The sequence below is a fragment of the Streptomyces sp. NBC_00271 genome (genome assembly GCF_036178845.1).
Classification (GTDB): domain Bacteria; phylum Actinomycetota; class Actinomycetes; order Streptomycetales; family Streptomycetaceae; genus Streptomyces.
In genome coordinates this window covers 5,514,237-5,532,716 of record NZ_CP108070.1, presented here as the reverse complement: position 1 = coordinate 5,532,716, position 18,480 = coordinate 5,514,237, and the positions used below count along the sequence as shown (strand labels likewise).

Sequence of the window (18,480 nt, the reverse complement as noted above, 5' to 3'; positions counted from 1 at the left end):
CCATTGATTACTTCTGTCCTCGTGGCCAATCGGGGCGAGATCGCCTGCCGGGTCTTCCGCACCTGTGGTGAGTTGGGGATCCGGACCGTCGCCGTGTACTCGGACGCCGACGAGAACGCCCTCCACACGCGTGTGGCCGACGAGGCGGTACGGCTGCCGGGGGCGGCGCCCTCGGACACGTATCTGCGCGGCGACCTGATCGTGAAGGCCGCCCTGAGCGCCGGCGCGGACGCCGTGCACCCCGGGTACGGCTTCCTCTCCGAGAACGCCGGCTTCGCGCGGGCCGTCCTCGACGCGGGCCTCGTCTGGATCGGGCCGCCGCCCGAGGCCATCGAGGCGATGGCCTCCAAGACGCGCGCCAAGAAACTGATGGGGCTCGAACCGCTGGAGACGGTCACCGCCGCCGATCTCCCGGTGCTCGTCAAGGCGGCCGCGGGTGGCGGCGGACGCGGTATGCGTGTCGTACGCGAGCTCGACGCCCTCGACGCCGAGCTGACCGCCGCCCGCGCCGAGGCCCTCAGCGCCTTCGGTGACGGCGAGGTCTTCGTCGAGCCCTACGTAGAGGGCGGTCGGCATGTGGAAGTGCAGATCCTCGCCGACGCGCACGGCACGGTCTGGGCGCTCGGCACCCGCGACTGCTCCCTCCAGCGCCGCCATCAGAAGGTCGTCGAGGAGGCCCCGGCCCCCGATCTCGGAGACCTCACGGAAACCCTCTACGACCTGTCCGTGCGGGCCGCCCGAGCCGTCGACTACGTGGGCGCGGGAACGGTCGAGTTCCTGGTCGCCGACGGCAAGGCCCACTTCCTGGAGATGAACACCCGCCTCCAGGTCGAACACCCGGTGACGGAGGCGGTCTTCGGCGTCGATCTCGTCGCGCTCCAGATCCAGGTGGCGGAAGGCGCGGCGCTCGCGAACGACCCGCCACGCGCGCGGGGGCACGCCATCGAGGCCCGCCTGTACGCCGAGGACCCGGCACGGTCCTGGGCCCCGCAGACCGGCACCCTGCACCGCCTCGCCGTCGCGGAGGGCGTCCGCCTGGACACCGGATACACCGACGGGGACCCGATCGGCGTCCACTACGACCCGATGCTGGCGAAGGCGATCGCCTACGCGCCCACACGTGCGGAGGCCCTGCGCAAGCTGTCCGGTGCCCTGGAACGTGCCGACATCCACGGCCCGGCGACCAACAGGGATCTGCTCGTACGCTCCTTGCGGCACCCGGAGTTCGCCGAGGCCCGCATGGACACCGGGTTCTACGAGCGCCACCTCGCCGCCCTCACGACGCCGGCCCCGGACCCGTACGCGCCCCTGGCGGCGGCCCTGGCGGACGCGCGGGGCCACGCCCGCTCCCGGTTCGGCGGCTGGCGCAACCTCCCCTCGCAGCCCCAGACCAAGCGCTACGACCTGGCCGGCACCGAGCACGAGGTGCGCTACCGGCACACCCGTGCGGGCCTCACGGCCGACGGGGTGCGCGTGGTGCACGCCGACGCCCGTCTCGTCGTACTCGAAGTGGACGGCGTACGGAGGAAGTTCGAGGTGACGCGGTACGGCGACCAGGTGTTCGTGAACGCCACCGCCCTCACCGCCCTGCCCCGCTTCCCCGACCCCACCGCCCAGCAGGCCCCCGGCTCCCTCCTGGCCCCCATGCCCGGAACCGTCGTCCGCGTCGCCGAGGGACTGGCCACGGGAGCCGCCGTACGGGCCGGAGAGCCCCTCCTGTGGCTGGAGGCGATGAAGATGGAACACAAGATCTCCGCGCCGACGGCAGGCACGCTCAGCGCCCTGCACGCCATCCCCGGCCAGCAGGTAGAAGTCGGGACTCTCCTGGCAGTAGTAGATCCAACTCCGTGAGAAGAGCGCCCCGAAAGGGGCGCGGGGCTGTCACATCATGCGGCTCCGCCGCGTGGGCGCGACCAGCCACAAACAACCCGCACTCTTCGTACTCAGCAGGAGCCCCCATGAGCCCCGCAACAGAAACCGAAGAACACAAGGCCCTCCGATCCGCCGTGGCCGCCCTCGGCAAACGCCACGGCCGCGACTACGACATCAACACCCTCTGGTCCGAGGCCGCCAAGCTCGGCTACCTCGGCGTCAACCTGCCAGAGGCATACGGCGGCGGGGGCGGCGGCATAGCCGAACTCTCCATCGTCCTGGAAGAACTCGGCGCCGCGGGCTGCCCCCTCCTGATGATGGTCGTGTCGCCGGCGATCTGCGGCACGGTGATCGCCCGCTTCGGCACGGAAGCCCAGAAACAGGAGTGGCTCCCGGGCCTGGCCGACGGCACCCGCACCATGGCCTTCGGCATCACCGAACCCGACGCGGGTTCCAACTCGCACCGCATCACCACCACCGCGCGCCGGGACGGTGCCGACTGGCTCCTGAGCGGCCGCAAGGTGTTCATCTCCGGCGTCGACATCGCGGACGCCACCCTCATCGTGGGGCGCACGGAGGACGCGCGCACGGGCAGCCTCAAGCCCTGCCTGTTCATCGTCCCGCGCGACGCCGACGGCTTCGGACGGCGGCGCATCGACATGGAACTCCACAGCGCGGAGAAGCAGTTCGAGCTGACCCTCGACGACGTGCGGCTGCCCGCCGACGCGCTCGTCGGCGACGAGGACGCGGGCCTGCTCCAGCTCTTCGCCGGGCTGAACCCCGAGCGGGTGATGACGGCCGCGTTCGCGATCGGCATGGGCCGCTACGCGCTCTCCAGGGCCGTCGAGTACGCCCGCGAGCGCACCGTCTGGAAGCAGCCCATCGGCGCCCACCAGGCCGTGGCGCATCCCCTCGCGCAGGCCCACATCGACCTCGAACTCGCCCGCCTGATGATGCAGAAGGCGGCGTACCTGTACGACTCCGGGGACGACGTCGCCGCAGGTGAGGCCGCCAACATGGCCAAGTACGCGGCGGGCGAGGCCTGTGTGAGGGCGGTCGACCAGTCCGTGCACACCCTCGGCGGCAACGGCCTCACCCGCGAATTCGGCCTCGCTTCGTTGATAACAGCCTCGCGCGTGGCTCGTATTGCTCCGGTGAGCCGGGAGATGATTCTCAACTACGTCTCCCACCAGACCCTGGGCCTGCCCAAGTCGTACTAGCCCGCCGCTCCACGAGCCGCTCCAGGAGGAACCGTGTTCCGCAGCGAGTACGCCGAAGTCCCGGCCGTAGAGGAACCCATTCACGAGGCGGTCCTCGGCCGCGCCGCCGAGCGCGGCGACACGCCCGCGCTGATCGACGGAGTCGACGGCAGCACGCTCACCTACGGGCAACTGGACCGGTTCCACCGCCGGCTGGCCGCCGCGTTCGCCGACGCGGGTGTCCGCAAGGGTGACGTCCTCGCCCTGCACAGCCCGAACACCATCGCCTTCCCGACGGCGTTCTACGCCGCCACGCGCGCGGGGGCGTCGGTCACGACCGTGCACCCGCTCGCCACGCCCGAGGAGTTCGCCAAGCAGCTGCGGGACAGCGCCGCGAACTGGATCGTGACCGTGTCGCCCCTCCTGGGGGCGGCGCGGCAGGCCGCCGAGCTCGCCGGCGGGGTGCGGGAGATCTTCGTGTGCGACAGCGCGCCGGGGCATCGCTCGCTGATCGACCTGCTCGGTTCGACCGCGCCCGAACCGGAGATCGACATCGACCCGGTGACGGACGTCGCGGCCCTGCCGTACTCCTCCGGGACGACCGGCATACCCAAGGGGGTGATGCTCACCCACCGGTCCATCGCCACCAACCTGGCGCAACTGGTGCCCTTCTTGCCGATGGGCGAGGGCGAGCGCATCCTCGCGGTGCTGCCCTTCTTCCACATCTACGGGCTGACGGCCCTCATGAACGCGCCCCTGAGGCAGGGCGCCACCGTCGTCGTACTGCCCCGCTTCGACCTCGACACCTTCCTCGCGGCCATCGAGAAGCACCGCATCAGCGGCCTCTTCGTGGCGCCCCCGATCGTGCTGGCCCTGGCCAAGCACCCGGCCGTCGCGCGGTACGACCTGTCGTCCCTGAAGTACATCGTCTCCTCCGCCGCGCCCCTGGACGCCAAGCTCGCGCTGGCCTGCGCCGAGCGGCTCGGGCTGCCGCCCATCGGCCAGGGCTACGGGATGACGGAACTGTCTCCCTGCACGCACCTGGTCCCCCTGGACGCCGCCCAGGACGCGCCCCCGGGAACGGTCGGCAGGCTCGTCCCGGGCACCGAGATGCGCATCGTCTCCCTCGACGACCCCGACAAGGACCTCGGCGTCGGGGAGGCGGGCGAGATCGTCATCCGCGGTCCCCAGGTCATGAAGGGCTATCTGGGGCAGCCCGACGCCACCGCCGCGATGATCGACCCGGACGGCTGGCTGCACACCGGAGACGTCGGCCATGTGGACACCGCGGGCTGGCTGTTCGTCGTCGACCGCGTCAAGGAGCTCATCAAGTACAAGGGCTTCCAGGTCGCGCCCGCCGAACTGGAGGCACTGCTCCTCACCCACCCCGGTATCGCGGACGCCGCGGTCATCGGGGTCTACAACGAGGACAACAACGAAGTCCCGCACGCCTTCGTGGTGCGCCAGCCGTCCGCGGCCGGTCCGGCTGGTCCGGCCGGTCCGGCGGCGGACCTCTCCGACGTCCCCGTCCTCTCCGAAGGAGAGGTGATGATGTACGTCGCCGAGCGCGTCGCCCCGTACAAGAGGGTCCGCGGCGTCACCTTCATCGACGCCGTCCCACGGGCGGCCTCAGGAAAGATCCTGCGCCGGGAACTGCGAGGCCTGTCATGACCGTTGAACCGGTTGTCCGCGTGGCGCACGACCGCGCCGTCACCACCCTCACCCTCGACTCGCCCGCCAACCGCAACGCCCTCTCCGCCGCCCTCGTGGGCGAGCTCGCGGACGGGCTCACCCGGTGCGGCAAGGACCGTGACGTCCGCGCGGTCGTCCTCGCCCACACGGGGAACACGTTCTGCGCGGGCGCCGACCTGCGCGATCCCCCGCACCCGGACGCGCTCGTCGCCCTGCTGCGGCAGATCGTCGAGCTGCACAAGCCCGTGGTGGCCCGGGTGACGGGCCATGTGCGGGCGGGCGGACTGGGGCTCCTCGGAGCCTGCGATCTGGCGATCGCCTCCAAGGAGGCCACGTTCGCCTTCACGGAGGTACGCATCGGCGTCGCACCCGCCGTGATCTCCCTTCCCCTGCTGCCCCGTACGGACCCCCGCGCCCTCGCCCGCTACTACCTCACGGGCGAACGTTTCGACGCGGCGGAGGCGGTACGGACGGGACTCCTGACGGCGACCGGCGACGACGTCGACATCACCCTGGAACCCGTCCTGGACGGCCTGCGCCGCGCCTCCCCCCAAGGCCTGGCCGAGACGAAACGGCTGCTCACGGCTAGGGTGCTGGAGGCCTTCGACCGGGACGCGGACGCCCTGACCGCGCTCTCGGCCGAACTGTTCTCCTCCGCGCAGGCCCGCGAGGGGATGACGGCCTTCCTCGAACGACGGGATCCCGCATGGGTGGTGTGAGCACGACGGAAGCCGCGGAGCGCGCGGAGCCCACGGACGCTGCAGACGCGACCACGGACGCCACGGACGCGACCACGGACGCGACAGAGCCCGCCGAAATCGCCCCCCGCAGTCCCCGGCTTCCGCACGTCCCCAAGCAGGACCGCAGCCGCGCCACCCGGCAGCGGCTGCTCGCGGCCGCCGTGGCCTGTCTCGCCGAGCACGGCTGGGCGGGCTCCACGGTCTCCGTCGTCGCCGAGCGCGCGGGAGTGTCCCGGGGGGCCGCCCAGCACCACTTCCGCACCCGCGAGGACCTGTTCACCGCCGCGGTGGAGTACGTCGCCGAGGAGCGCTCCACCGCCCTGCGCGCCCTGTTCCCGGAGGGTGCCGCAGACCGCCGCGAGGTGGTCGCGGCCCTGGTCGACCTCTACACCGGCCCCCTCTTCCGCGCCGCCCTCCACCTCTGGGTCGCCGCCTCCAACGAGGAGCAGCTCCGCCCCAGGGTCACCGAGCTGGAGGCCCGTGTGGGCCGCGAGACCCACCGGATCGCCGTGGAACTCCTCGCCGCCGACGAATCCCGCCCGGGCGTTCGCGAAACGGTCCAGGGCCTGCTGGACATGTCCCGCGGCCTCGGCCTCGCCAACCTCCTCACGAACGACGGGGGGCGACGGGAACGGGTGGTGGCGCAGTGGGGCGCACTGCTGGACGAGGCGCTGGGCTGAGCCCCGCCGAGTCACGGACCGAGCCCCGCCGACGTCACGGACTGAGGCGCTCCGCCCGCCAGCTGCCGTCCGGCTCCACCACGTACAGCAGCCGGTCGTGGAGGCGGTTCTCGCGGCCCTGCCAGAACTCGACCGTCCGTGGGGCGACGCGGAAGCCGCCCCAGTGCGGGGGCACGGGGACCTGCTCGCCCTCCGGGTAGCGGGCGCTCAACTCCTCGTAGGCGGCGTCGAGCTCGTCCCGGGAGGAGATGACCGAGGACTGGGCGCTGGCCCAGGCGCCGAGCTGGGAGCCGTGCGGGCGGGTGCGGAAGTACGCGGCGGTCTCGTCGCGTCCGGTGCGCCGTGCCGTTCCGGTGACGATGACCTGGCGGGCCATCGGGTGCCAGGGGAAGAGCAGCGAGACGTACGGGTTCTCGGACAGCTCGCGGGCCTTGCGGGAGTCGTAGTTGGTGTAGAAGACGAAGCCCTGCTCGTCGTACTGCTTGAGCAGCACCGTGCGTGAGCTGGGCCGGCCCTCCGCGTCCGCCGTGGAGACGACCATCGCGTTCGGCTCGTACACCATGCCCTGCACGGAGGCCTGCGCGGCCTGCTTGAACCAGCGGGCGAACTGGTCCATGGGATGTGCGGCGAGATCGGCCTCGACGAGCCCCTCGGCGCGGTAGTGGGCGCGCATCGCGGCGGGGTCGGCGGCGAGTTCTTCGGCGTCGCCCGTGGCTTCTGCGGCGGCGGCTTCCGCAGCGCGCAGGACGAGGGGCTCGTCGGCGGATTCATCCGGGAGGCGGTCGCGGTCGGTCACGCGGTCATCTTGCCGTATCCCGGTACGGCATTGAGTGTCAGTGGGTGGCACTGAGTGCCGCAGGGCCTCCCCAAAGGTGGCACTCGGAGATATGGTGCTGCCACCGTTCCGGTGGGATGACCGCCGGCCGCACGGGGCATCACCGGGAAGACGTACCGGACCGCGAGTCCAAGAGCCGACCGTGGAGCCGGACGTCGACCACCCATCACCGACGCACGGATTCCCCCTTCCAACCGCAAGACGCGCCCCCCATCGTCACCCCCACCATCACCCCCATAAATCCCCCGTCGTACACATCACGAGGAGCCGCCTGATGTCCGACTTCGTACCCGGACTCGAAGGAGTCGTCGCGTTCGAGACGGAGATCGCCGAACCGGACAAGGAGGGCGGCGCACTCCGGTACCGGGGCGTCGACATCGAGGATCTGGTCGGCCACGTCTCCTTCGGAAACGTGTGGGGCCTTCTCGTGGACGGCGCCTTCAACCCCGGTCTGCCGCCCGCCGAGCCGTTCCCGATCCCCGTCCACTCCGGCGACATCCGCGTCGACGTCCAGTCCGCGCTCGCCATGCTCGCCCCCGTCTGGGGCCTCAAACCCCTCCTCGACATCGACGAGGCCCAGGCCCGCGAGGACCTCGCCCGCGCCGCCGTCATGGCCCTCTCGTACGTCGCCCAGTCCGCCCGCGGCCAGGGCCGGCCCATGGTTCCGCAGAGCGAGATCGACAAGGCGCACTCCGTCGTCGAACGCTTCATGATCCGCTGGCGCGGCGAGCCGGACCCCAAGCACGTCGCGGCCGTGGACGCCTACTGGACGTCCGCCGCCGAGCACGGCATGAACGCGTCCACCTTCACCGCCCGCGTCATCGCCTCGACGGGCGCGGATGTCGCCGCCGCCCTCTCCGGCGCCGTCGGGGCCATGTCCGGGCCGCTGCACGGCGGCGCGCCCTCCCGCGTCCTCGGCATGATCGAGGAGATCGAGCGCACGGGCGACGCGGAGGCCTACGTCAAGAAGGCCCTCGACAAGGGCGAACGCCTGATGGGCTTCGGCCACCGGGTCTACCGCGCCGAGGACCCGCGCGCGCGTGTCCTGCGCCGCACCGCCCGCGAGCTCGGCGCCCCCCGCTTCGAGATCGCCGAGGCGCTGGAGAAGGCGGCCCTGGAGGAGCTCCACGCGCGCCGTCCGGACCGTGTCCTGGCGACGAACGTCGAGTTCTGGGCCGCGATCATGCTCGACTTCGCCGAGGTCCCGGCGCACATGTTCACGTCGATGTTCACCTGCGCCCGTACGGCGGGGTGGTCGGCGCACATCCTGGAGCAGAAGCGCACGGGACGGCTCGTACGGCCGTCCGCGCTCTATGTGGGCCCCGGTCCGCGCAGCCCCCAGGAGATCAAGGGCTACGAGGACATCGCGCACTGAGTCACCGTCGAGCCCAGGAGTGGCCGGTCATCACGCGGGGGTGAGCAGCTCCGCGTGATGACGGGTGGCGACCAGCGGGTGGGCCCGCAGTTTGCCCTTCAGCTCGTTGAAGCCGTACTCCGCGAACAGCGGGTTCGCCGGGTCGTCGGTGACGCCGGGCGCGGCGGAGGCGTGCGGGAAGGGCAACGGCTCCACGCGCGCGTCCAGGCGCGGGTTGTAGAAGAAGGGCACGGAGAACCGCTCGGTGGCCCCGGGCGGACTGACGACCCGGTGGTTGGTGGCGACGAGGTACCCGTTGGTGGCCACTTCCAGCAGCTCGCCCAGGTTGACCACGAAGGCTCCCGGCAGCGGCGGCACCTCGTGGAAGAGGCCGTCCTCGCGCTGCACCTGAAGGCCGCCGACCTGGTCCTGGAGCAGCAGCGTCAGGAATCCGTAGTCCTTGTGCGCGCCCACGCCCTGGTCGGCGCCGTCGCCCGCGCTGCCCGGGTAGCGCACGAGCTTCAGATGCGGATGGGCCCGCTCGCCGAAGATCGGCTCATAGAAGTCGGCGGGCGCCCCGATCGCGGTGAGCAGCTCGCGCAGCAGGCGGGCCGCGACCGAGCTGAGCCGGTCGATCCAGGCCAGTGCGGCGGTCCGCAGCTCCGGCAGCGCGGTCGGCCACTGGTTGGGCCCTTCCAGCCACCAGTAGGCGGGCTCGCCGGGACCGGGCCTGCGCGCGGGCCGCTCGGCCCCTATGTCGAGCTGGTCCCGCCAGTCCCGGCTGCCGCCCGTGCGCTCGTCGCCGGTGCGCGTGTACCCGCGGAAGTGCGGCGAGTTGACGTTGTCGAGGGCGAGCCGCTCGGCCTCGGGCAGCGCGAAGAACCGGTGCATGGCGTCGAGCAGGGCGGCGGTCTCGCCCTCGGTCACCCCGTGCCCGACGAGCTGGAAGAAGCCCACGTCGTGGGCGGCGCTGTGCAACTGCGCGTGCAGCAGGGCGCGGGCCTGGGGGCCGCGGTCGGCCGCGGAGAGATCGATGATCGGAAGCTGCTGGTAGGGCCGGTGCTGTCGGCTCGGCAGGCTCGGCAGGCTCTGAGCAGAAGACGTGTTCGTCGTCATGAGGTGCGTCCGCAGGGTGTACGGGTGCCCGGGCGGCCGCCGGGGATGGGGCGGGGGCCACGGGTGCCAAGGGGAAGAAAGGGGGCCGAGGTCAGGAGGAAGCCCGACAGCCCATGCTCGTGACGCGCAGGAAGTCCACGTGTCGGCGTCGAACGAGCATCGGAAGCATGGTCCAAGAGTACTGCGGACCCCGTGAAATGCATGTGCCCCACCTCACATGCCCTGCGAAACGCAGACGACCCGCGAGCTCGGGTTCCTCCGCCTCACGGCGGAGGAGCCGGCCGGACGTACCGGCGAGCTCGCGGGTCGGGTGACTGCTTGGGATTGGGGCCGGCTGCACGCTCATTTCACGCGCTGGTCCGGCACCGCACTGGATGTGGTGACGGGCCGCTAGCCCGCAGCCACCTCACGCGTCCGGTTCTTATACATCTGCCGAACCACCTCCCTTCTCGTGTAAACCACACCTTAGGAACCGATCGCCGACAGCTCAACCACTTTTTTTCGATCCCTGCGATTCCTGGGGCTGACGGGGCGGAATCCCTGCGTACAACGATTTCGTCCAATCTTTGGGGAACACGATGTGGGCTGGGTCACGTTCGAGTTGAATGAAGGCGAGTGAGCGAACTGTCTCGCCGTACGTGCGGACGCAGCCTGCAGGGGGTCCAGGTGAGTGCTTCCCGGCGTAGTGGGACCACCGACGAGCTGGGGCCGGACGAGCCCGAGCCGGCTGGTTCCGATCTGCTTGCCGCGCTGCTGGACGGGATGGACGCGGCGCTGTGCGCGTTCGACGCCGATGGGGTCGTCACCCATTGGAACCGCGAGGCCGAGCGGATTCTCGGCTGGACCGCGGCCGAGGCCGTGGGGCGGCGCGGGTTCGCCGGATGGGCCGTGCGGACCGCGGACGCCGAGGAGGTCGAGGCGCGGCTGCTGTCCGCCATGGAGGCCCCCGGGCGTCAGGTGCACGAGTTCGCGCTGCTGACCAAGGACGGCGGGCGCGTGCTGGTGCGGACCCAGTCCGCCGCCGTGCGCGGAGCCGACGGGAAGCCCGCCGGGGTGTACTGCGCCTTCAGTGAGGTGCACGCGCAGATCGATCTCGAGCGGTCCATCGCTCTGAGCGAGGCGTTGTTCGAGGACGCCAGCTGGGGCGTGGTCCTGGTCGACGCGGACCTGCGGCCCGCCGTCGTCAACGCGCACGCGGCCCGGGCCCTGGGGACCGGGCGTACGGCGGTGCTCGGACGGCCGCTCGGTGAGCTGCTCTCCCAAGGGGTCGAGGAGCTGGAGAGCGCGCTCACGCACGTGCTCGCCGAGGGCGCGCCGCCCGCGCCCGCCGAGATGTGGGTGAGCGTGCGGTCGGCCGAGGGCGAGAAGCGGCGGTGCTGGCGCAGCGGGTTCCTGCGGCTCGCCTCGCCGCTTGCGGAAGAACCGGTTCCGCTCGGGGTCGGGTGGCTCTTCCAGGACGTGACCGAGGCCAAGCACACCGAGCAGGAGGCGAACCTGCTGCGGTTCCGGGCCAACCAGCTGCACCGGGCGGCACGGGCGGCGGCCGAGTGCGAGGACCCCGGGGAGGCCGCCACCGTCCACCTCGACTTCGCGCTCGCCGGGTTCGCCGACCACGCGCTGATCGACCGGGTCGCGACCGGGTGGCCGGCGGGGGACGACGAAGGGCCCGTACGGCTGGTACGCGCCGTCACCACGCCCGCCGGGGCGCCCGGGCCGAGTCTGCTCACCGGGAAGGCCGGACTGCCCGTGCGGTACGCCGAGGGGCATCCCGCGCTTCAGTGCGTGGAGCGGGCCGGGTCCGTGCGGGCCAGCTCCGGTGAGACCACCCCCGAGCGGAAGCGGGAGTGGGCCACGGCCCGCCAGTGGCCGCCGGACTCGGTGCACGCCTTGTGCGCGGTCCTGCGCAGCCGGGGGCGCACGCTGGGCGTCGTGACGTTTCTGCGCGGGGCGGGGCGCAGCCAGTTCGAGCGCACGGACGCGACATACGCGGAGGACGTGGCGGTACGGATCGCCACGGCGCTGGATCTGGAGGGGCTGGCGGCCCACCCGTAGCACCACCGCACGCACCCACTCCCCACCCGATCGGCTCAGCGGCGGTAGAAGATTCGGTCGCCGTACTCCGTCATCACTCGGCCGTTCCACTCGTGGCCGCCGTCGACGTTGCCCGAGCGGAGCAGGGGCGGCTCGATGCCCCGGTCGGCCAGCGCGCCCGCGGCCGTGGCCATGACGGCCTGGAGGAGGGCCGTCGTGACCACCGTGGAGGCGGGAGCGAAGGGCGCCTCGATCGTCTCCAGGGTCAGTTCCGCGTCGCCGACCGCGATCTTCGAGTCGAGGACGATGTCGCAGTGGTCCTTCAGATACGTCCCCGAGACGTGCCGGGACTTCGTCTCCGAGGCGTAGGCGACCGAGGTGACGCCGATGACCTTCACGCCCAGGGCCCGCGCCTTCGTGGCCATCTCGACCGGGAGCGCGTTGCGGCCGGACAGGGAGATGATCACGAGTACGTCGCCGGCGCGCACCGGGCTGGAGTCCAGGACCGCGCTCGCGAGGCCGTCGACCCGCTCCAGGGCCGAGCCCAGCGTCGCCGGCATGACGTCGACGCCGACCACGCCCGGCACGGCGAGCAGGTTCATCAGGGCGAGGCCACCCGCACGGTAGACGACGTCCTGCGCGGCGAGCGAGGAGTGCCCGGCGCCGAAGGCGAAGAGCCGGCCGCCGTTTGCGACGGTGTCGGCGATCAGGGTGCCGGCCGCCTCGATGTCTCCCGCGTCCTCGTCCCGCACCCGCTGGAGCAGGCCGATCGCCGCGTCGAAGAACTGCCCGGCCAGCTTGCGGTCGCTCATCGGCGAAGCCCCTTAGAAGTCTCGTCGGCGTCGGGTGGGCGCTGGGTCACGCTTTGTGCCGCGGATCACGTTGCGGTCTGGACCAGTGCGCTGTCAATACGGCCTGCGGAGGTGGCCGCGGAGGCACCCGGTGGGGCGTCCACAGGGGCACTCGTAACCCTGCGGTTTCAACGGCGAGGCACGCTTGTCAGTGGTATGCGTCAGAATTGGGTTCAGGGCCAGCGCACACGCCGGTGAGCCACCGAGCCTTCGGCAGAGCTAATCAAGGGGCACGTATGTCCGGACTGATCGACACCACGGAGATGTATCTCCGCACCATCCTCGAGCTGGAGGAGGAAGGCGTGGTCCCCATGCGCGCCCGGATCGCGGAGCGGCTCGATCAGAGCGGTCCGACGGTCAGCCAGACGGTGGCGCGCATGGAGCGCGACGGTCTGGTGGCGGTCGCCACCGACCGGCACCTGGAGCTGACCGAGGAGGGCCGTCGTCTCGCCACCCGAGTGATGCGCAAGCACCGCCTCGCGGAGTGCCTGCTCGTCGACGTGATCGGTCTGGAGTGGGAGCAGGTGCACGCCGAGGCGTGTCGCTGGGAGCACGTGATGAGCGAGGCGGTGGAGCGGCGCGTGCTGGAGCTGCTGCGCCACCCGACCGAGTCGCCGTACGGCAACCCGATCCCCGGCCTGGAGGAGCTCGGCGAGAAGGACGGCGCCGACCCGTTCCTGGACGAGAGCATGGTGTCCCTGGCCGAGCTCGACCCCGGCCTGGACGGCAAGACGGTCGTCGTGCGCCGGATCGGCGAGCCCATCCAGACGGACGCGCAGCTGATGTACACGCTGCGGCGCGCGGGCGTGCAGCCCGGCTCCGTGGTGAGCGTGACGGAGTCGGCGGGCGGCGTGCTCGTCGGCAGCGGTGGTGAGGCGGCGGAGCTGGAGTCGGACGTCGCGTCCCACGTGTTCGTCGCCAAGCGCTGACATCCGGTGATCGTGGGAGGCCTCGCACCCCGGTGCGGGCTTCCCGGCCCTGAGCCCGCGAGGGGCAGCTCCCGGGGGTGGGCCACGGGGTCCGGCATCCGCCGAACCCCGGGTCGGCCTCCGGGCGCCCGCCGACCGTCGTGGGCAGGCGTCGACCCGGCCCGCCCACTGCGCGTCGGTGGCGATCGAGCCCGCGCACGGTGACACCGCCCGTCGGGGCCGACCCGGCGCTCCGTTCAACGCGCCGGGCGCGGGCGTGGGCGCCATGGCGCAGGTCGCTCGCCGTGGAGCGTGTCGTCCGCCCGCGGTGACCCAACGCTCCATCCCCTTCCCGCACCTCCGTCGACTCACCTCGGTCATGTCAACTCCCGCGACCACAGGGGCAGTTGTGATGTTTTCGATAGATGGCCGAAACCAAGATTCAGTGTGCGGAATCGCAGCGCCGCGACCGTTTGCGTGCGAGGCTGACCCGTGAGGCATATGACCTGAGGGCTCTTGACCGTGTCCAAGAGGGATGTCGCACGGTTGGGGAGGGGGCGGGAAGGATGTGCCGTAGATGTGGAGAGGGCCCCGGCACCTTACGGCGCCGGGGCCTGTCCTCCCCTGTGCTGACCCGGAGCCCCGAGCTCCCAGGGTCATCCCCTTCGGACCAATTTCCCCGAGCGGTCCGCCTCCCGCTGAAGATCTCCCCTCGGCGACGGCGGTCAATCCCCGAGGGTGGTCACTCGAACGAGGGGTATTGCCGCCGAGAGGAGTATTTTCGAATGCTCATTCGATAGCCTGGCGGCGTTTCACAGGCAAATCGGGTACATGTAGAGCAATGCATCAGCAGACTCAACGGCACGAAAGCGGCACGAAAGCGGCACGACAGCAGCAGGAAGCGCGGCAGGAAGCGGTACGAGTGGACCGGCCGACTCGAGCGGGAGCGAGCGGTCCGAGCGAGCTAGGGGGGTGCCAGACCTATGGTGCGGCGCATCGACGTGACGGGCGCGGGCGGCCTACGCCTCGCTGCCTGGGAGTTCGCCGATCCTCCCAAGACCGACCCGCCCAGGACCCCGCCGGCCCCCGGCGTGCTGCTTCTGCACGGCCTCATGGGCCGCGCCTCCCACTGGGCGTCCACCGCCCGCTGGCTCTCCGAGCGGCATCGCGCGGTCGCCCTCGACCAGCGCGGCCACGGCCAGAGCGACAAGGCGCCGGAGGGGCAGTACACGCGGGAGGCGTACGTCGAGGACGTCGAGGCCGCTCTCGAGCAGCTGGGTCTCGCCCCGACCGTCCTCATCGGGCACGCGATGGGCGCGCTGACCGGCTGGCAGCTCGCCGCCAAGCGCCCCGACCTCGTCCGCGGGCTGATCATCTGCGACATGCGGGCCTCGGCGTTGGGGGCCGCGTCGCAGCGTGAGTGGGAGGACTGGTTCAAGGCCTGGCCCATGCCCTTCGCCACGCTCGCCGACGTACGGAAGTGGTTCGGCGAGGACGACCCCTGGGTGGAGCGCCCGAACCCCTCCCGCGGCGAGTTCTACGCCGAGGTGATGCACGAGTCCGCCGACGGCTGGCGCCCGGTCTTCGAACCCGAGCAGATGCTCAAGTCCCGCCAGACCTGGGTGTACGACGCCCACTGGGAGGAGCTCGCCCAGGTCCAGTGCCCCGCGCTGGTCGTACGGGGCCTGGACGGCGAGCTCGGCCGGGCCGAGGCCCAGGAGATGGTCCGCGTCCTGCCGCACGGCCAGTACGCGGAGGTGGCCGACGCCGGTCACCTCGTGCACTACGACCAGCCGGAGGCGTGGCGAGCGGCGATCGAGCCCTTCCTCGACGGCGTACTCACCGGCCAGGACCGCTAGGGCCCGTCGTTTGAACCGGACCTGGGCCGCGGGACGCCGACCGGACAGCTCGCCCTCCCCGTCGCCCTGCTCATCGGCCTCCCCGTCGGCTCAGCCCTTGCTGACCGCCGCCAGGATCTCCGGCAGCCGTCGGGCCGTCCGCGGCGCCGCCATCCGCAGCCCGAACGCCGTGATCAGCGCCCCGTATCCGGCCCCCAGCGGCAGCAGCAGCCAGCTCCACCGGTCCCCGTCCGCCGTCACGTTCAGCCAGATCGTGAGGGCGATGACGGGAGCGGTCAGCAGCGCCGCCGAGACCATCCCGCCGAAGATGGCGATCCAGGCGAGGCCCGCCTGCCCGGGGGCCACGTTCTTGTAGCCCTCCTGCGGGATCGAGTACGGGAAGCGGGCCGAGGACCAGGCGCCGGTGGCCAGCATCGCGCCGAGCAGCGCGAAGGACAGGCCGAGCACCTCGGGCAGCTTGGACCAGTCGTCGAGCATCGCCGTCGTCAGCACGGTCACGAGGGTCGCGTACGGCAGGGTGATCACCAGCAGCGCCAGCGCACGCCCGCGCAGTTCGACGTACGCGTCGTGCGGGGACGCGATGGCCATCGCGACCATCCAGAACGCGGAGGTGTCCTGACCGAACTGGTTGTACATCTGGATGCCGAGCATTCCGGTCGCGAAGCACGCGAAGTAGATCGAGCCGGTGCCCTGCAGGGCGTTGAACACGGGCACGATCAGCCCGATCGCCAGCGAGGTCACCCACGCGGCCTTCGTCTTCGGGTCGCGCCACACGTACCGCAGGCTGCGCTCCATCACGGTCCCGGTGCGCCCCGAGGGCAGCAGCCGGCGCAGCCCGCCCGTCGGGATCCGCTCCCGCGCCGCACTTTCGCCCGCCTGCAACGTCGACCCGTCCGGGGAGGTCATCAGCAGGGTCAGGTGCCTCGACCAGAGCGCCAGCAGCCCCACCAGCGCCGCCGCGCTCAGGACGAGTTGGGCGACCCCCACCCCGTACGAGCCCCTGCTCATCGAGTCCACCGCGCCGATCGCCGACCCGGGCGGCACCCAGCGCAGCACGTCCGCCGCCGGGTCGAGCCGGGACAGTCCACCCGCCGAACCGAGCTGCTGTGCGCCGAAGTTGACGAGCTGTGCGCCGATCGCGATGACGAGGCCGCTCAGTACGGCCAGGTCGCGGCCCTTGCGGCTGGACAGCAGCCGGATGTTGGCGGCGGCCACGGCCCGCGCGAGGGCCACACAGACGAGCAGCGCCAACGGCACGGCCACGACACCGGTGACGTATGCCGCCGTGCCGTGCGCCACGGAGATCACGGAACCGACCAGCAGGCACAGGGTGAACAGCGGTCCGATACCGACCAGCGAGGCCACGAGCAGCGCCCGGACCAGCGGGTGCGGTCGCAACGGCAGCATGACGAGCCGGGTCGGGTCGAGGGTCTCGTCGCCGCTGGGGAAGAACAGCGGCATCACGGCCCAGCCGAGCGCCATGACCGCGATCAGCAGGACGGTGACGGACGCGGCGTGCGCGTTGCCGCGCAGGGCGATGAGGCCGAGCAGTTGGAGGGCGGCGAAGAGGAGGACGACGACGACCGAGGTGATGTACGCGGCCCGCCGCCCGGCCGACTGTCGCAGCCCGTTGCGCAGCAGCGACAGCTTCAGCCGTACGACGACGGGGGTGATCGAGGCCTCGGAGGAGACTCCGGAGGTGCTCGTGCTCATCGCGTCGCCCCGCCGCCCAGCCAGTCCAGGTCGGACCCGCGGTCGCGGCCCTGTGCGCCGACCAGTTCAAGGAACGCCTGCTGGAGGGAGGGCGCGTCGCCGCGGACCTCCGCGAGCGGGCCGTGCGCGCGGATGCGCCCCGCGACCATGACGGCCACCCAGTCGCACAGCGATTCGACGAGTTCCATGACGTGGGAGGAGAAGACGACCGTGGCGCCCGATGCCGTGTAGCGCTCCAGGACGCCGCGGATGGTCTGCGCGGAGACGGGGTCGACGCCCTCGAACGGCTCGTCGAGGAAGAGGACCTCGGGGTTGTGGAGGAGAGCGGCGGCGAGGCCGATCTTCTTGCGCATGCCCGTCGAGTAGTCGACGACGAGTTTGTGCTGGGCGCCCGCGAGGTCGAGGACGTCGAGGAGCTGGGTGGTGCGCTTGTCGACCTCGGCGCCGGGCAGGCCGCGCAACCGGCCGGTGTAGGCGAGGAGCTCACGCCCGGAGAGCCGTTCGAAGAGCCGCAGGCCCTCGGGGAGTATGCCGATCCGGGCCTTCACCGCCGCCGGGTCGCGCCAGACGTCATGGCCGACGACCTCGACGCCGCCCTGGTCGGGCCTGAGCAGCCCGGTCACCATTGAGAGAGTGGTCGTCTTGCCCGCGCCGTTGGGCCCTACGAGCCCGATGAACCGCCCCGCCGGCAACTCCAGATCGATCCCGGCGACCGCGACCTGCTCCCCGAACCGCTTCCAGAGCCCTTGCACACGTACGGCGGGAGCGTCTGCCCCTGTTTGCTCGGCCATGTGAGCACCCTAAGGGCGAGTGCCCTGCTTTTAGGCTTTTAGGGGCGCGAGGAACTGCGCGACCAGCCACAGCGAACCCGCAGACGAATACGGCGCAGACCGGCGTCAGCGATCCCGCCCGCACGCGTAGGCGAGCGGCGAGATCAATTCCTCCGCATCCGGCAGCCACCGATTCGCCGGCGTCGGCCGGCAGGCCCACTGCACCGCACCCCGTGAACCGAACCGGGTGGGCGGAGCCGCCACGTACGAGCCTTCGCCCAGGGTGACCAGGTCGAGGGAGGCGGGCGGCCAGCCCAGTCGGCGTACCAGGTCGGGGACCTTCACCGCCGCGCCGGGAAGGACGAAGAAGTGCATGCGCCGGTCCGGCGTGCACGTCACCGGCCCCAGCGTCAGTTCCATCCGCTCCATGCGGGCGAGCGCGAGGAACCCGGCTGTCTCCGGCACATCGATCGCATCGAACGTACGCCCGGTGGGCAGCAGGATCGACGCGTTCGGCTGCTTCGACCACATCCGGCGCGCGGCGGTCGCACTGCCCGTCGCCTGCGTCGCCCAGTCCTCGCGCGTCGCGTGTGCGCCCGGCGTGGGGCAGGTGGCCTCGCCGCAGGAGCAGCGTTGCATCCCTTCGACGGCCTCGAGCCACGTGCCCGGGAACACGTCCCAATGGCGCTCTTCGGCATATCGCACGGCGGTGTCAAGCAGTGATTCGCCACGCTGCTTCGGGATTTGGACGGCCTCGGGCCCCGCGATGGTCTCTTCCACGATGAACACAACTCTAGTCGCCACAGGGGGTTACGGGGGGCCCGTGCGCGGGGGAGGGGCATCGTTCCCGCGTGTGGGGC

General features: G+C 71.5%; 15 protein-coding genes. 9 read left to right on the top strand and 6 right to left on the bottom strand.

The genetic code is table 11. The features are described 5' to 3' along the window. Window positions 1–3 precede the first annotated feature (3 nt). From OG798_RS25260 to OG798_RS25240, 5 genes are all read left to right on the top strand, one after another. On the top strand, window positions 4–1,851 hold the full coding sequence (locus OG798_RS25260; RefSeq protein ID WP_121415775.1) for an acetyl/propionyl/methylcrotonyl-CoA carboxylase subunit alpha: 1,848 nt from the start codon (window positions 4–6) through the stop codon (window positions 1,849–1,851). A 107-nt stretch (window positions 1,852–1,958) separates the two neighbouring features. Further along, window positions 1,959–3,092, top strand: coding sequence for an acyl-CoA dehydrogenase family protein (locus OG798_RS25255; protein ID WP_095854020.1), 1,134 nt, complete (start codon window positions 1,959–1,961; stop codon window positions 3,090–3,092). 33 nt (window positions 3,093–3,125) lie between these two features. Beyond that, on the top strand, window positions 3,126–4,742 hold the full coding sequence (locus OG798_RS25250) for a 4-coumarate--CoA ligase family protein (protein ID WP_121415777.1): 1,617 nt from the start codon (window positions 3,126–3,128) through the stop codon (window positions 4,740–4,742). Continuing rightward, entirely contained in the window at window positions 4,739–5,482 is a 744-nt protein-coding gene (locus OG798_RS25245; RefSeq protein WP_054235649.1) for an enoyl-CoA hydratase family protein, read from the top strand. Before OG798_RS25250 ends, OG798_RS25245 begins: the two co-directional genes overlap by 4 nt. Beyond that, entirely contained in the window at window positions 5,470–6,183 is a 714-nt protein-coding gene (locus OG798_RS25240) for a TetR/AcrR family transcriptional regulator (RefSeq protein ID WP_373561053.1), read from the top strand. Before OG798_RS25245 ends, OG798_RS25240 begins: the two co-directional genes overlap by 13 nt. Before the next feature lie 34 nt (window positions 6,184–6,217). Here the strand turns inward: OG798_RS25240 and pdxH are convergent, their stop codons facing one another. Beyond that, window positions 6,218–6,856, bottom strand: coding sequence for a pyridoxamine 5'-phosphate oxidase (gene pdxH, locus OG798_RS25235; protein ID WP_095857978.1), 639 nt, complete (start codon window positions 6,854–6,856; stop codon window positions 6,218–6,220). A gap of 436 nt (window positions 6,857–7,292) precedes the next feature. Between pdxH and OG798_RS25230 the strand changes: the two genes are divergently transcribed. Beyond that, the gene (locus OG798_RS25230; protein ID WP_097225546.1) at window positions 7,293–8,393 is read left to right on the top strand and encodes a citrate synthase 2; all 1,101 of its coding nucleotides are present in this window, start codon (window positions 7,293–7,295) and stop codon (window positions 8,391–8,393) included. Between the two features lie 30 nt (window positions 8,394–8,423). On the opposite strand, the gene OG798_RS25225 is transcribed toward OG798_RS25230, so the two are convergent. Continuing rightward, on the bottom strand, window positions 8,424–9,488 hold the full coding sequence (locus tag OG798_RS25225) for a 2-oxoglutarate and iron-dependent oxygenase domain-containing protein (protein WP_328757719.1): 1,065 nt from the start codon (window positions 9,486–9,488) through the stop codon (window positions 8,424–8,426). A 666-nt stretch (window positions 9,489–10,154) separates the two neighbouring features. Between OG798_RS25225 and OG798_RS25220 the strand changes: the two genes are divergently transcribed. After that, complete coding sequence (locus tag OG798_RS25220) at window positions 10,155–11,540, top strand: PAS domain-containing protein (RefSeq protein WP_121418432.1); 1,386 nt, start codon at window positions 10,155–10,157, stop codon at window positions 11,538–11,540. Window positions 11,541–11,575: 35 nt separating this feature from the next. On the opposite strand, the gene OG798_RS25215 is transcribed toward OG798_RS25220, so the two are convergent. After that, window positions 11,576–12,331, bottom strand: a complete 756-nt coding sequence (locus OG798_RS25215; RefSeq protein ID WP_095854023.1) for an SIS domain-containing protein — start codon at window positions 12,329–12,331, stop codon at window positions 11,576–11,578. 275 nt (window positions 12,332–12,606) lie between these two features. On the opposite strand from OG798_RS25215, the gene OG798_RS25210 reads away from it, so the two are divergent. Continuing rightward, window positions 12,607–13,299, top strand: coding sequence for a metal-dependent transcriptional regulator (locus tag OG798_RS25210; protein ID WP_054235646.1), 693 nt, complete (start codon window positions 12,607–12,609; stop codon window positions 13,297–13,299). A gap of 962 nt (window positions 13,300–14,261) precedes the next feature. Beyond that, window positions 14,262–15,137, top strand: coding sequence for an alpha/beta fold hydrolase (locus tag OG798_RS25205; protein ID WP_121415778.1), 876 nt, complete (start codon window positions 14,262–14,264; stop codon window positions 15,135–15,137). Window positions 15,138–15,227: 90 nt separating this feature from the next. On the opposite strand, the gene OG798_RS25200 is transcribed toward OG798_RS25205, so the two are convergent. The 3 genes from OG798_RS25200 to OG798_RS25190 form a co-directional block, all read right to left on the bottom strand. Continuing rightward, window positions 15,228–16,850, bottom strand: a complete 1,623-nt coding sequence (locus OG798_RS25200; protein ID WP_328757718.1) for a transporter — start codon at window positions 16,848–16,850, stop codon at window positions 15,228–15,230. Continuing rightward, window positions 16,847–17,641, bottom strand: a complete 795-nt coding sequence (locus OG798_RS25195; RefSeq protein WP_095854026.1) for an ABC transporter ATP-binding protein — start codon at window positions 17,639–17,641, stop codon at window positions 16,847–16,849. Before OG798_RS25195 ends, OG798_RS25200 begins: the two co-directional genes overlap by 4 nt. A 105-nt stretch (window positions 17,642–17,746) precedes the next feature. Then, a complete protein-coding gene (locus OG798_RS25190) occupies window positions 17,747–18,409 on the bottom strand; it encodes a bifunctional DNA primase/polymerase (RefSeq protein WP_095854027.1) in 663 nt (220 codons plus the stop codon). Window positions 18,410–18,480: the final 71 nt, after the last annotated feature.